The sequence below is a fragment of the uncultured Aquimarina sp. genome, from assembly GCF_947495315.1.
Classification (GTDB): Bacteria; Bacteroidota; Bacteroidia; order Flavobacteriales; family Flavobacteriaceae; genus Aquimarina.
In genome coordinates this window covers 238082-251555 of the sequence record NZ_CANLYD010000006.1, presented here as the reverse complement: position 1 = coordinate 251555, position 13474 = coordinate 238082, and the positions used below count along the sequence as shown (strand labels likewise).

16 protein-coding genes are annotated in these 13474 nt (G+C 31.5%); 10 read left to right on the top strand and 6 right to left on the bottom strand.

The window, feature by feature from the left end; genetic code table 11:
* Positions 1–297: 297 nt before the first annotated feature.
* Genes Q0910_RS13060 through Q0910_RS13045 form a run of 4 tightly spaced genes read right to left on the bottom strand, consistent with a single transcriptional unit; the run spans position 298 to position 2663 of the window.
* Positions 298–990: an SCO family protein gene (locus tag Q0910_RS13060; RefSeq protein WP_299217143.1), complete on the bottom strand. Its 693-nt coding sequence runs from the start codon at positions 988–990 to the stop codon at positions 298–300.
* Positions 956–1561 carry a hypothetical protein gene (locus tag Q0910_RS13055; protein ID WP_299217140.1) on the bottom strand — a complete coding sequence of 202 codons (606 nt, stop codon included), beginning with the start codon at positions 1559–1561 and terminating at the stop codon, positions 956–958. The genes Q0910_RS13060 and Q0910_RS13055 overlap by 35 nt, the downstream gene beginning before the upstream one ends.
* Positions 1548–2324: a YHYH protein gene (locus Q0910_RS13050; protein WP_299217137.1), complete on the bottom strand. Its 777-nt coding sequence runs from the start codon at positions 2322–2324 to the stop codon at positions 1548–1550. The genes Q0910_RS13055 and Q0910_RS13050 overlap by 14 nt, the downstream gene beginning before the upstream one ends.
* 30 nt (positions 2325–2354) lie before the next feature.
* Entirely contained in the window at positions 2355–2663 is a 309-nt protein-coding gene (locus Q0910_RS13045; protein WP_299217134.1) for an EF-hand domain-containing protein, read from the bottom strand.
* A gap of 190 nt (positions 2664–2853) precedes the next feature.
* On the opposite strand from Q0910_RS13045, the gene Q0910_RS13040 reads away from it, so the two are divergent.
* The 5 genes from Q0910_RS13040 (at position 2854) to Q0910_RS13020 (ending at position 7429) form a co-directional block, all read left to right on the top strand.
* Complete coding sequence (locus tag Q0910_RS13040; RefSeq protein WP_299217131.1) at positions 2854–3873, top strand: histidine kinase; 1020 nt, start codon at positions 2854–2856, stop codon at positions 3871–3873.
* Positions 3866–4537 (top strand): LytTR family DNA-binding domain-containing protein, encoded by a 672-nt coding sequence (locus Q0910_RS13035; RefSeq protein ID WP_299217129.1) that lies wholly within the window; start codon positions 3866–3868, stop codon positions 4535–4537. Before Q0910_RS13040 ends, Q0910_RS13035 begins: the two co-directional genes overlap by 8 nt.
* 105 nt (positions 4538–4642) lie before the next feature.
* The gene (locus Q0910_RS13030) at positions 4643–4969 is read left to right on the top strand and encodes a hypothetical protein (RefSeq protein ID WP_299217124.1); all 327 of its coding nucleotides are present in this window, start codon (positions 4643–4645) and stop codon (positions 4967–4969) included.
* Between the two features lie 250 nt (positions 4970–5219).
* On the top strand, positions 5220–6326 hold the full coding sequence (locus Q0910_RS13025; protein WP_299217120.1) for a hypothetical protein: 1107 nt from the start codon (positions 5220–5222) through the stop codon (positions 6324–6326).
* 44 nt (positions 6327–6370) lie between these two features.
* Complete coding sequence (locus Q0910_RS13020; protein ID WP_299217117.1) at positions 6371–7429, top strand: Ig-like domain-containing protein; 1059 nt, start codon at positions 6371–6373, stop codon at positions 7427–7429.
* A gap of 84 nt (positions 7430–7513) precedes the next feature.
* Here the strand turns inward: Q0910_RS13020 and Q0910_RS13015 are convergent, their stop codons facing one another.
* A complete protein-coding gene (locus Q0910_RS13015) occupies positions 7514–7861 on the bottom strand; it encodes a hypothetical protein (protein WP_299217114.1) in 348 nt (115 codons plus the stop codon).
* A 130-nt stretch (positions 7862–7991) separates the two neighbouring features.
* Between Q0910_RS13015 and Q0910_RS13010 the strand changes: the two genes are divergently transcribed.
* From Q0910_RS13010 to Q0910_RS12995, 4 genes are all read left to right on the top strand, one after another.
* Positions 7992–8183 (top strand): hypothetical protein, encoded by a 192-nt coding sequence (locus Q0910_RS13010; RefSeq protein WP_299217111.1) that lies wholly within the window; start codon positions 7992–7994, stop codon positions 8181–8183.
* 190 nt (positions 8184–8373) lie between these two features.
* Positions 8374–8793 (top strand): DUF2147 domain-containing protein, encoded by a 420-nt coding sequence (locus Q0910_RS13005; protein ID WP_299217108.1) that lies wholly within the window; start codon positions 8374–8376, stop codon positions 8791–8793.
* Positions 8794–9057: 264 nt separating this feature from the next.
* Positions 9058–10581 carry an aldehyde dehydrogenase family protein gene (locus Q0910_RS13000; protein WP_299217104.1) on the top strand — a complete coding sequence of 508 codons (1524 nt, stop codon included), beginning with the start codon at positions 9058–9060 and terminating at the stop codon, positions 10579–10581.
* 15 nt (positions 10582–10596) lie between these two features.
* A complete protein-coding gene (locus Q0910_RS12995; RefSeq protein WP_299217100.1) occupies positions 10597–10974 on the top strand; it encodes a DUF779 domain-containing protein in 378 nt (125 codons plus the stop codon).
* 212 nt (positions 10975–11186) lie between these two features.
* On the opposite strand, the gene Q0910_RS12990 is transcribed toward Q0910_RS12995, so the two are convergent.
* A complete protein-coding gene (locus Q0910_RS12990; RefSeq protein WP_299217097.1) occupies positions 11187–11798 on the bottom strand; it encodes a matrixin family metalloprotease in 612 nt (203 codons plus the stop codon).
* A 795-nt stretch (positions 11799–12593) separates the two neighbouring features.
* On the opposite strand from Q0910_RS12990, the gene rlmF reads away from it, so the two are divergent.
* Complete coding sequence (gene rlmF / locus Q0910_RS12985) at positions 12594–13469, top strand: 23S rRNA (adenine(1618)-N(6))-methyltransferase RlmF (RefSeq protein ID WP_299217094.1); 876 nt, start codon at positions 12594–12596, stop codon at positions 13467–13469.
* The last annotated feature ends 5 nt before the right edge of the window (positions 13470–13474 follow it).

Here is a 13474-nt window from a genome sequence, read left to right as displayed (position 1 = left end):
AAACTGCTTTTATAGAAAAGTCAATGGGGTGAAATTGCTATGAAGAATTGTTTATTTTAGATGATTGATATCAAGAAAGGCTGGATTCTTAAGAATTCAGCCTTTTGATTATAAGATAATTTCATCCTTTATATATTGATTTAAACATAAATTATAATGTTTTATGCTTTTAGAAGTTGTTTCATAAATAAATCTCTGTAATTAATAATAACTACAGAGATTTTCAATAAACAAATCTGTCCATAAATGCAGAAGAAACTATATCTTCTGTTATTATAGTCTTAGGGTAATAAACTTTTAAAAATTCTTTTCTGATTTTAATGTATTGATATCAATAATTAATTGTGCAATTGAAGCTCTATTGAGCCCATTATAAATTCCACGGATATGTTTGTTTTTATCAATTAATAAAAAATTCTCTGTATGCAAGAAATCATCTTCATTCTTTTCTACTCCCAGATCCTCTTCCACAAAATAATGATTCCTTCCTAAATCATAAATCTGATTTCTATCACCAGTCACCAAGTGCCATTTATTATCGATAATCTCTTTCGCTTTAGCATATTCTTGCAATACAGGAACAGAATCATATTCGGGAGTCACAGAATGAGACAGTAACATTATGGTTGAATCATCTTTAAATTCTTTCTGAAGCTTAGACATATTATCAGTCATTTTTGGGCAAATACCAGGACAAGTGGTAAAAAAGAAATCTGTTATATATATCTTATTTTCAAAAGTTTCATTTGTAATCGTATCTCCAAGTTGATTTATCAAAGTAAAATCTGGTATTACATGAAATTCTTTTTCTTCTTGACTACCAGGTGTTAACCAATGCGGAGTAAATGTAGCTTCATTAAAATAAGGTAACGACTCTACCCTACTTGTTTCCTTTGTTTTAGAATCTTTACAACCACTTACGATAATCGAAAAACCTATAAATAAATATATTATTTTATTGATATTGCACCACTTCTTTTTCCAGTTCATAACATAAATTTGAACGTCTAAGACCAAAAATGCGACCATTTTTAGCTTCATAATTGACGTATATTTTACCATTCTCTAACCAAGCTTTTTGCATACCTTCTTCTTTCCCACGATTCATATGGGTTTGTTTAGATAACTGTCCGGTCGGATACCATTTTTGTTGAATACCATGCTTTTCTCCATTTATATAATTTGATTTTGAAGCTAAAGAGCCATTGTTCCACCAGATTTCTGCGACTCCATCAAGACGATTGCTTTTATATAAACATTGCTTGCGTAGTGTTCCGTCAGAAAACCACTTTTGGGCTATTCCTTGTTTTTTTCCCTTATAGTAACCAATCTTTTCCTCTAAAGCGTTATTTGGATGGTAACTCACTGCATATCCAGAAAAAGGTTGTTTATTATAATACCATTTCCCCTCATTTGAATTAAGAACTAACTTTTTCTTAGGCACCAGTTTATTATGAATACTTGTAACATTTTCAGTGTATATATCTATACTTTCTGAAGTATTTTTACAACTGATCAAACAAAGGAAAATGGCGATATAAATTACTTTAATTAATTGCATTTGGAGTTCCATTATATGGTCCGGCAAAAACTATATAACTACCTGTGGTAGAATATAATTCATTAATTATATGATAATGATATTCAGCCTCGTCTGTATGCTGAGTAGTACTTGTATGTCCTCCAGACGTATCTAAATCTGTAGGATATGTTCCTGTAGAATTACATTTTCTACCATAAATAAAGAAACCATCCGCAATGATCCCTATAAGATCCTCATCATCATCTGACCAAGCTCTTGGTTCTAAATGATAATGATATTCTGCTGGTCCAATATGTCCTCCAGAATAATCTAAGGATGCTGCAGCTTGATCTAAAGCTCCATTCCCTTCTTGATCGTTAAAAAGTGCTGCTCCGCTTATAGCTATCCCAATAGCTCCAAGAGATGTAGACGTTGTACTATTTGCCAATTGAGGATCAGTAGAAACCCTTAAAGTAGCAGAACCATCAAAATTTGGAATCAAACTCGGTGTTGCTGCAACATCAGGCTCCTCTATGTATAACGCATTGCCCACTCCCCAATAAGAACTAGTATGATTTGGTCTTCCTGTAGTTTCTATTACCACATTAGATCCATCTAGATAAATATCAGTTTCGTCTATATCAAACTCAGCAAAGGCTGCATGAAGTTCAGCAACTGTTCCATCATTATCTGTCGTATTGATGTTGTTATCATCACCACTACAAGCAATAAAAGTGATGACTAACATGAATAGTCCAGGTATTATTGCCATTATTCTGTTTCTTTTCAGGTTCAGGTTCATTATTTTAGGGTTTAGTTAATTAATATTATTCTATTGTTCTCTATTCGGAGGATCTTTTCTTTCTGGCTTAGGGGCTTTCTCTAACTCTTCTTTTGTAATAAATCCATCTTCATCTGTATCGATTTTAGAGAAGTCTCTTTTTAATGGTCCTTTTACTTCTTCTTTAGTTAGTTTTCCATCTTCATCAGCATCCATCATTTTAAATATTTCTTCTACACTTGGAGGTTTTTGACCTCTTTCCTTGCTATCTTTAGATTGAGCATTTGATGTACAAGACACCATAAAAGCTAACAATCCTATTAACAATCCTAAATTCATTTTATTTCTTCTCAAATTCATATCTATATGTATTATTATTTCTTATATAGACTATTAAATTAAACAAAAGTAGTGGAGCAAATCCCTGTTTTCAGTGAATAACACTATCTTTTCAGTGGATGATAGTTTATAGTACACAGATAGCATTTATAAAAAAGATTTGAACCAAGTTTTGCAAAATCACTGACTTTATTTTTCCTTAATTTGCAATATGAGTACATCAAAAAGATTCTTTTTTCAAATACTTTTATGGTTAACTGTCTGGATGATTTTATCATTAGGTCAAGTTGGTAATCATAGGTTGTTTATTGAAAATTTGTTAGTTTTTGGCTTTCAGGTTTTTCTTATCGCAGGTCTTATATTTTATCTTGCAGAGAAATTTTTATTTAAGAAAAAATATGTGCTCTTTTTAGTAATTTCTATTTCGGCAATAGGTATATGCACATTTATTTCTTCTAATCTATTCACTCCTCCAAGAATGCCTCCGATTGAAGACTTAAGACGTTTGCCCAGAAGGCCTCCATCCAAGTTTTTGATTACATTACTGTTCTTAACCATTTCATATGTAATTGCCACATTTATAGAAACTTTTTTATTTGCGCAGAAGAAAGAAGAAGAAACCATTAGAAGTAAAAATGAGAACCTTCAGACTGAGCTTAAACTTCTTAAATCACAGATCAATCCGCATTTCTTATTTAATTCTCTTAATAATATTTATGCGCTTTCCGTAATGGATTCTGATAAAACACAACAAAGTATTAGTTATTTATCTAATATGCTTCGGTATGTATTATATGAATGTGAACGACCACTAGTACCACTCGAAAAAGAAATCACTTATATCGAAAACTATATCAAGTTATTTTCGCTAAAAAGCAGTAAACCATATCCTATACAAACTAATTTTAATGTTTCTGACAATAATTTGATGATAGCTCCAATGCTATTCATTCCTTTTATTGAAAATGCTTTTAAGCATAGTAACATTGAGAAGCCCAATAGTTCATTTATACATATAAAAATCAACGTTACGACACAAAATATTGTATTTGAAATTGAAAACAGCATTCCGAAAGAAAAGATACAGAAAGATAATGTTGGCGGAATTGGACTAGAAAATGTTAAAAAAAGATTGAGTATATTATATCCGGAAACACATCAATTAGAAATTGATGAATCTGAAGAGAAATTTAAGGTTATGTTAAACATAAAATTTATTGATCATGCTTAAATGCCTTATAATAGATGATGAAGAATTAGCAAGAGCTCTTCTAAAAACGTATATCGATAAATTAGATTTTATTGATATAATAGGTTCGTTTGAAAACCCAATTGAAGCTATGGAATCTTTTAAAGATGAATCAATTGATGTTATTTTCTTAGATATCCAAATGCCGGAATTAAAAGGCACTGATTTTGCGAAAATAATTCCTCCATCCACCCAAATAATTTTCACAACTGCCTATTCTGAATATGCACTAGAAGGGTTTGAGTTAAATGCGTTAGATTATTTACTAAAACCTATCACTTTTGATCGGTTTTTGGTCGCTGTAAATAAGATCAATAAAAACATTACATCTCTAGATACAGAAGAGACTATTACGATTAAATCAGGATATGATTTACACAAAATTAAGTATAGTGACATTCTTTATATAGAAAGTGATAGCGAATATGTTGTTTTTAATACAGTTCATAAAAAAATAATGAGTCATCAAACCTTAAAATCTCTTAATGAAGCATTACCAGATAGCTCTTTTATGAGGGTTCACCGCTCATTTATTGTCAATAAGCATAAAGTCACATCACTAAAAGGAAAAGACCTTTTCTTATCGGAAACTAAAATACCAGTAAGCTCTAGTTACTACGAATTAGTTAAAGAGCAGTTATTTTAAACTGAAAAGACAAGGGGTTTTACCCTATTAATTATCAGTTATTTAACTCTTGAATTTTGAATTAACAAAATATAGATTGTGCCTACACAAAAAAATAAAATAATTATGGCACAATCATCTTTTCAAGTTCAGACGTATTCGTATTATAACTGGTCTTCCAGAAATGCAGGAAAAACAAATTTAATTTTAAGAGGATCTGGTGGACAAACCTGCTCAGTTAGGTTTATAGAAGATCCAGATGCGGTTCTTCCGAATGCAACACAATCCGGTTCTTATTATAGTTTCTATTATCATCACAATCAATTGCAACATTTGATAGACATGTTACGAAATGAAAGTCCAATTTATGTCTACTTCAATAATGACAACGGATTTAATAACTCTAGAATATCTACGGCTAGTGAGCCTGTAGGTGAAGGAGAATTGAATTAATAAAAAGATCATGATAGTATAAACCGGAAAATAGCATCCATTTTCCGGTTTTAAATATTATAAAGGGTTTCAAATAAGATTTTTATAGAATTTCTGTGTGATTAGTATAAGTAAAAAGTTAATCAGTTTTCAAAAGTGAACCTTGAGATTTAATTCTATGCAGAATTACAGTATTGGCAATTATTTAACTGTAAGAATTCTTCATTTTTATTACTTTTAAAACCATTGATCTATTCATAAATCACACATCATGAAAACACTTATCACTTTCATTATTTCATTGATCCTATCCTTTTTTGTTAATAATGCTCAAGCAAATTCTATATTAAAAGCAAATTTTAAAACCGGTAATCCAGGCATTACTTCTATTCATAAAATGACGTTTGGTCCTGAAGGCATTCTATTTATTGGCGACAGTAATGCCGCCCAGATTGTAGCAGTCGACCTTAGCGAACATCCGAAATTAGATAACTCTAAAGTAAAATTAGATCAATTGGACAAACTAATAGCTGATATGATGGGTACGACCATCGATCAGATACAGATTACAGATATGGTGGTAAATCCGGAGAATGACAATATCTATCTCTCTATTAACCACAGTTCTGGAGTACCCATATTATTAAGAGTAGAAGATAATGTGCTAAAGCAGGTTCCACTTGACAATGTTTCCTATAGCAAAACAACTTTACTCAACCCTGTTACCGAAGAAGCACAAGATCGTAGAGGCCGCAAATTACGTAAATGGGCTGTGGCTGATATTAAATATATGGAAGGAAAAGTATTGTTATCAGGTTTGAGCAATCAAGAATTTGCTTCTACATTTAGATCAATTGATTTTCCTTTTATTGAAAAACAAAACTATAGCTCCTTAGAGATTTATCACGCTGCACACGGGAAATACGAGACTCATGCTCCAATAAAAGCGTTTATTCCAACTAATATTAATGGAAATCCACACGTAGTTGCAGGCTATACATGTACACCATTGGTTGTTTTTCCTATGAATGAAATTAAACCTGGTGAACATAATAAAGGTAGAACAGTTGCTGAACTAGGAAGTGGAAACTCTCCGATAGATATGATTGAGATTGAAAATGAAGGAAGTCGTTATTTACTTATTGCTAATAGCAATAGACCATTAATGAAAATGGATTTTAAAGATCTTGAAGCATATGAAGGCTCTCTTACTACACCTGTCTCTAAAAAAGGAGCTGCAGTGGGTGTAGATTATGTAAACCTACCATTTGTTAATGTACAGCAATTAGATAAACTAGGTGATAGTTTTCTTATGGTACAAAGAGAATCTAATGGAAATCTAGCGCTAAAAACAGGAAATAGTTGGTGGGTTAAATAATGAAATTTATAACGTACAACTCATTTTTTTATTGATATTTTATTGTGAAGAATCTTTTCAAGATTTTATTAGTTTTTATTAGTTTAATGGAAGTAATGCAAGCTCAGTCATCACTTGAATTCACTTTTACTAAAAACCAAATTCTAATTAAAAACGACAAACTACAGAAAGGAAGGATTCTCGTATTCAAGGGTGAGATTTCTGAGGATAAGTTGAATTCTTCTACTCCAATTCTGGGAAAAACCCTTAAGACAGATAATGGGATCCTATTTATACCTGTAGTCCCATTTGGATGGAGTCAAAAATACACTTTAGTATATAATCATATCATAGAATATTTCAAACTAACAATTCCTGATAGTTATGAATCTCTCTCAGTAACGGAAATATACCCATCTGCTCCTATCCTACCTTCCAATCTTTTAAAGTTATATATCAGATTTTCAAGACCGATTAACACCACCTTTGTATATGATCACATTAGATTCATTAATGTTGTGGGAGATACACTACCTAGAACCATACTTCCATTAGAAAACCCACTTATTTCTGATGATAGAACACTCTTAACACTATGGATAGAACCAGGAAGACAGAAACGAGGTTTAGGGCCAAATAAACAATTAGGACCTGTTTTTAACAAAGAAACATATCGCTTGATAGTTACAAAAGATATAAAAGATAATAACGGAGTTTCTATGCAAGAAGATTTTATACATTCTTTCAGTATAGGAAATACAGATCGCATAAAACCGACTATAGATGACTGGAAAATAGATATTCCGGAAATTAATTCTATATCAAAGCTTTTAATTGAATGTAGTGAATCTATAGATTATGGTAGCATCCAAGATAACATTCATATAATCGACAATAGTATGCAAGAAATAAAGGGTACATGGCAACTATTAGAAGAAGAGACTATACTATCATTCCAACCAAGAGAACCTTGGAAAAAAGGTAATTATCAAATTTTATGTAATCCAGAAATTGAAGATTTAGCAGGTAACAACCTTAGTCGATTATTTGATAAAGAAATCAAGAACAGTTCTAACGAAGAAAGTATTAATCAAAAGTATTCATTAAGGTTTACCATAAATTAAAAAAAGGCAGTGTGATTAACTGCCTTTTCCATAATTAAGTAGGTATATTATCTCAGTAGTAGTTTTGAGACTCATTTAAGATTTTTAGTTTCCTGCCAACAAAACAAAAGAATTGCCTGCAACTGGAGACACATTATAGCTTTTTACATTTTTTAATGTTTTCATATATTTTTCCGCCTCAATAAAAGCACTTTCCATTGGACTTACAGATGAATTTTGATCTAAAGTAATTGTCTTAGAAATCACCTCTCCACTTTTATATTCAATTGTCATTTTCCATTTTTTTACAGAATGAAAATTCTTAGAGACTAATGAGTTTTCTTCTTTAACAGCCTTCTTCTCTTTTTTATTTTTTTCCTTTTCGTTTCTCGGATTTGTTGTTGCATAGCTAAAAGACACACAGAATAATGCAGTAATAATAAGGAGTTTCATAAGTGATGATTTTTCAGATTTGTTCTGACGAATATACATATATAATTTGATTATACAAATATTTTTTTAATAAAATTTTATTTGAATATTAAAAAAATACATGTATGTTTGAATTATGGTAAATAAGAATTTGAAAAAGCTCCTAAAAAAAAGCAAAGGAGCTAAAACGGTATATGGTATTTCTAAAACTTTAGGGGTAAGTCCACAAGCAGGAGATTATGTAGTAAAAAGAAAAAATCTTGCTAAAGATTTTGAACGACTACAAAGAATTGCTGATTATATGGAAGTGGATATTAAAGATATTATAGATAACAATAAATAGTCCGTTAGTTCGCTGGATCGCGATAATGATTAGTTTTACAGCTGCTACATAAAATGGCGTGCTGTTTTTTCTTGATTATTCCCTGAAATGATCACGCAATATTTAGTATAATTGATTGTGATAAAACCAAAATCAAACTTTTATACTTATATTTCCGAAGAAAACTAATCTAAATAACACATTCTTCTCGATGAGATTAACTCTCTTTTTGTTCTTAGCCTCTCTTTGCATATCATCAATAAAACCCGAAACATATATTGGTAAATGGCGTATAGAAGGTGGCTCTATAATAGAGATCTACAAGGATGGAGATCGTTTTTTTGGAAAAATTAATAAACGAGCAGAACAACCTATCTCAAACCTTAATGGCTTAGACAACAAAAATCCCAATCCTACTCTTAGGCAGCGTCAACTATTAGGAATAGATATTCTTAATGACCTAAATTTTGAAGATGGAGAATTATCTGGTGGAACTATCTATAATGCGGATAGCGGAAAAACATATACTGTAAAAGTATGGATTGATTCAGATAATACGGATTTATGTTACATAAGAGCTTATAAAGGGATACTATTTAAGACCTTTGAAGCGATAAGAGTAAAGAGCTGATTAATACTATTACCACTCCTTCAATTCACCTTATAATCAATAAAAATTTTCAGTATTGATCTATGCTGTTTGATATAATTTTATAACAGATTTTTCACAAAAATTAATAGTAATATTAACAATTTTCATTCTCTAAAATTCTTTAAAATATAGTATATTTAAGGATACGTCCTTTATTGTCAGCATATTACATCTTTTTGCTTGACAAAAAACTAGAATTCCTATTCTAACAACTGTTTTAACCTTTTTAATTCTATTATTACTATGAGTATCGTAAGACCAACCCCAAAAGGTAAGGTAAGAAGACCTGACTTCAAAGACCAATACAACAACTACATTGGTGGAAAATGGACCGCTCCTGTTAAAGGCCAATATTTTGACAACATTTCTCCTGTTGATGGAACCAGCTTCACCAAAATTGCCAGATCAACTGCCGAAGATATTGAACTAGCTATCGACGCAGCATGGAAAGCTGCTCCGGAATGGAATAACTCTTCTGCTACATTTCGTAGCAATTGTTTATTAAAAATTGCTGATGTAATCGAAAAAAACCTGGATACACTAGCACGAGCAGAAACCTGGGATAACGGAAAAGCTTTGCGCGAAACCTTAGCGGCCGACCTCCCATTAGCCGTTGATCATTTTAGATATTTTGCAGGTGTAATTCGTGCAGAAGAAGGATCAGCGAGTGAATTAGACTCTAACACAGTTTCAATAAACATTTTAGAACCTTTAGGTGTTGTAGGCCAGATTATCCCCTGGAACTTTCCGATCTTAATGGCAACTTGGAAAATAGCTCCTGCCCTGGCAGCAGGAAATTGTATTGTACTAAAACCTGCGGAACAAACTCCAGTAGGAATTATGATCCTTATGGAATTGATTGAAGGAATACTTCCGGACGGTGTTCTTAATGTAGTCAATGGATTTGGAATTGAAGCTGGAAAACCATTAGCTTCTAGTACCAGAATTAAAAAAGTAGCTTTTACAGGTGAGACTACAACAGGTCAGCTTATCATGCAATATGCCTCTAAAAATATTACTCCTGTTACATTAGAACTTGGAGGTAAATCTCCTAATATCTTTTTTGAGAGTATCATGGAAGCAGATGATACGTTTTTTGACAAATGTATCGAAGGCGCTGTATTATTTGCGCTTAATCAAGGTGAAGTCTGCACTTGTCCATCCAGGATATTAATCCAGGAAAGTATTTATGAGCAATTCATAGAACGAGTTATCGAACGCACCGAAGCAATCGAACTAGGACACCCATTAGATCCTGAAACTATGATGGGAGCACAAGCATCAAATGATCAGTACGAAAAGATCCTTAATTATATTAATATAGGTAAAGATGAAGGATGCGAAGTACTATCAGGTGGTAAAGCCGCTTATGTAGAAGGCCTGGAAAATGGATATTACATTGAGCCAACTTTATTACTGGGAAATAATAAAATGCGTGTATTCCAGGAAGAAATCTTTGGTCCTGTTGCTTGTGTAACAACTTTCAAGGATGAAGCGGAAGCTATAGAAATAGCCAATGACACATTATATGGCTTAGGTGCAGGTGTTTGGACTCGCGATATGCATCAAGCCTATCAGATATCCAGAGCCGTACAAGCTGGTCGCGTTTGGGTAAATTGTTACCATACATATCCTGCTCATGCTCCTTTCGGTGGTTATAAGAAATCTGGTATTGGAAGAGAAAATCACAAAATGATGCTTAACCATTACCGCCAGACTAAAAACATGCTCATTTCTTATGACAAAAAACCTCTTGGATTTTTCTAAAAATTAAACTAAAACATGACACCACGAGTTAAGATTACAGAAGCTGCCAAAACAACTATAAACACCCTTACAGCAGCACATGGAGAACTAATGTTTCACCAAAGTGGAGGGTGCTGTGACGGATCATCACCTATGTGTTTTGAAAAAGGCGAGTTGATGATCAATGAAACAGATGTTTGGCTAGGCACAATCCATAACTGTGACTTTTATATGTCAGCAGATCAATTTGAATACTGGAAACACACACAATTAACTGTGGATGTAATTGAAGGTCGCGGTTCTAGTTTCTCTTTAGAAATTCCATTAGGAGTTAGATTCATCATTAAATCGCGAATATATAGTAACGAGGAAATCAATGAATTGAACCCTATCCATGTTGGTGAAATGATATGATGATTTTCCAAAATCTTTTGATTATTAAAAAACAGGCTGTTTTTACAGCCTGTTTCATCTTTTGCTTTATAACAAAAGAAATTAGAGTAGCTCAACATAGGAGTAACCGGGATAGCATTATTAATTACATAAAAAAAAGTAAACTTAGTTGAAAAGAATAGTATAGAAAATTAAAAAACAGTCTAGACATGAATCATAGCAAAAATCATAACCTAAAAATTTTCAATTTTTTTCATAGTATTCTTCATTTGATCAACTTGCGCATTTGTGAAATCCTTTCTCATATGTGGTCTTATTTTACTCATTACATTCCCTTCTATTGTAGAATGAAACAACCCTAAAGCATGACCAATTTCATGTGGAGCCGTCGGCGTAAACAAAAACTCATCAGTAATTAAAGCCCTTTGATCTTTTCCTATACCAGCTATTGCAGAGGTATGAGCCCTCTTTACGACATATATGTTCATTCTATTTTTGTTATACAAATTCTGTGTTTGAGTTAAAAACACCCTTGACTCCTCTCCACTATTATCCCTCAAATCATACAATTCGTCATTTACAAGTGTCTTAATGTCTCCAATTTCAAGTCCAATGCCATATCTATGAAAAAAACTACCATTCAGATTCTGGATAAAAGCTGTTTCATCTAAATTGAAAGAAGATTGACTGGAAGTTATAGAGGGCTGTACATAAATAATATCAACCTTAATGGTTTGCTGAAGATCATCAGAAAAAACTTGTTCAATCTGGAAAGGAACATAATCATCTTCAACCGTACAGGAAATAAAAAAGAATAAGAATAGTACAACTGTAAAAAACTTCATAAATCGAATATTAGATATTACACAATTTTGGTTATTGGGTATAATGCATTCACACATTGTCAAAAATGACTTGAATACATTTTGTGAGTAGTGAAATTTGTAAGTTAATTCCTGTTATAGTTATTATAACAAAAATTAATAATCATAATTTTCACTTTAAGAGAGTTTTCAAATAAGATGATCAATAAGGCAATAATATCTTTAATTGCGCTAGATTGATATTGTGTGAAAACATCTATGACGATTTAATAGTGTAAATATAAATATAAATAGAATACATAATAAGGGTATTTTCCCTTATAAAAAATAATATACTTGTATATTTTAAAGAGTTATATTTTATTTTTTAATTTGTGCTATTGAAATACATAAAGGGAATTATCACCTTTTACTAAGGGAATTTATTGACTTTTTATACAATAGAATGTATTTATATATTTGAACAGAAGATTCTTTTATTACTCTATAAAATCACTTATATTATGGTTAAACCTTATTTATGAGAAATAAAATATTACTATTTTTAACATTTATTTAACATAATATAAATTTTAAATTTATCGTTCAAACGCATTTTTAATCGATAAAATTAAATTAAACAAGAACAAAATCAAGAAAAAACTCTTTTAATAATATCCTCTAGATAGTATTCCATCTTGTTAATTTAGCTCCACAATTTTCTTAGAATCATGATTTAATTTATCTATTTTGACATTACCAATAATGTTATAAATTCCTTCAGTATATCAGGAATTATAATCTGTATATTTACGCGTTACTAATTCTATTTTTATTTTGCATCCAAATAATATTCATAATTCGCCTTACGATTTTGATGCCCTAGTTGTAGCTCATCAGGATTTATCAAATTATCTTTTGATAAACCTCTACGGTAATAAGAGTATTGATTTTTCTAACAATAATGCTGTACTAGAACTGAATAAAGCAATTCTAAAGCATCATTATCGATTAGATGACTGGAATATTCCAAAAGGCTATTTATGCCCACCTATTCCAGGAAGAGCTGATTACATTCATCATATTGCTGATCTATTAGGAGAAGATAGTATTGGTCATCAAATAAAAGGGTTAGACATTGGTGTCGGTGCAAATTGTATTTACCCCATCTTAGGATCTCAAATATACAACTGGAAAATGGTTGGTGTAGATATTAATACAGCTGCAGTTTCTGCTGCTCAGACTAATGTAGATCTGACTTCTAATTTAAAAAATAACATTGAGATAAGACACCAAGAGAATAATGCTAACATTTTTGAAGGTGTTATTAAACCTAAGGAATATTACCATTTTTCTATGTGCAACCCTCCTTTTCATTCTTCAGAAAAAGAAGCTACCAAAGGAACACTGCGTAAATTAGAAAATCTGTCTTCAATTAACACAAAAGCCGAACCTTTAGTATTAAATTTTGGTGGACAAGCTAATGAACTATGGTGTAACGGTGGTGAAGCTTTGTTTATTAAACGAATGATTAAGCAAAGCGTAAATTACAAAACTCAGGTAGGCTGGTTTACTTCTTTAGTTTCCAAAAAAGATAATTTACCAAAAATTCACAAACAGCTTAATAAACTAAAAGCGGTTCACAAAACTGTAGAGATGTCTCAAGGAAACAAACAAAGTCGATTTATAGCCTGGAAATTCCCAAAAGAATAAAAATA

What these genes read in the sequence shown, in the direction of transcription:
- Q0910_RS13060 (WP_299217143.1), bottom strand. Translation starts at nt 990, where the DNA reads ATGAACTGGAAAAAGAAGTGGTGCAATATCAATAAAATAATATATTTA.
- Q0910_RS13055 (WP_299217140.1), bottom strand. Translation starts at nt 1,561, where the DNA reads ATGCAATTAATTAAAGTAATTTATATCGCCATTTTCCTTTGTTTGATC.
- Q0910_RS13050 (WP_299217137.1), bottom strand. Translation starts at nt 2,324, where the DNA reads ATGAACCTGAACCTGAAAAGAAACAGAATAATGGCAATAATACCTGGA.
- Q0910_RS13045 (WP_299217134.1), bottom strand. Translation starts at nt 2,663, where the DNA reads ATGAATTTGAGAAGAAATAAAATGAATTTAGGATTGTTAATAGGATTG.
- Q0910_RS13040 (WP_299217131.1), top strand. Translation starts at nt 2,854, where the DNA reads ATGAGTACATCAAAAAGATTCTTTTTTCAAATACTTTTATGGTTAACT.
- Q0910_RS13035 (WP_299217129.1), top strand. Translation starts at nt 3,866, where the DNA reads ATGCTTAAATGCCTTATAATAGATGATGAAGAATTAGCAAGAGCTCTT.
- Q0910_RS13030 (WP_299217124.1), top strand. Translation starts at nt 4,643, where the DNA reads ATGGCACAATCATCTTTTCAAGTTCAGACGTATTCGTATTATAACTGG.
- Q0910_RS13025 (WP_299217120.1), top strand. Translation starts at nt 5,220, where the DNA reads ATGAAAACACTTATCACTTTCATTATTTCATTGATCCTATCCTTTTTT.
- Q0910_RS13015 (WP_299217114.1), bottom strand. Translation starts at nt 7,861, where the DNA reads ATGAAACTCCTTATTATTACTGCATTATTCTGTGTGTCTTTTAGCTAT.
- Q0910_RS13005 (WP_299217108.1), top strand. Translation starts at nt 8,374, where the DNA reads ATGAGATTAACTCTCTTTTTGTTCTTAGCCTCTCTTTGCATATCATCA.
- Q0910_RS13000 (WP_299217104.1), top strand. Translation starts at nt 9,058, where the DNA reads ATGAGTATCGTAAGACCAACCCCAAAAGGTAAGGTAAGAAGACCTGAC.
- Q0910_RS12995 (WP_299217100.1), top strand. Translation starts at nt 10,597, where the DNA reads ATGACACCACGAGTTAAGATTACAGAAGCTGCCAAAACAACTATAAAC.
- Q0910_RS12990 (WP_299217097.1), bottom strand. Translation starts at nt 11,798, where the DNA reads ATGAAGTTTTTTACAGTTGTACTATTCTTATTCTTTTTTATTTCCTGT.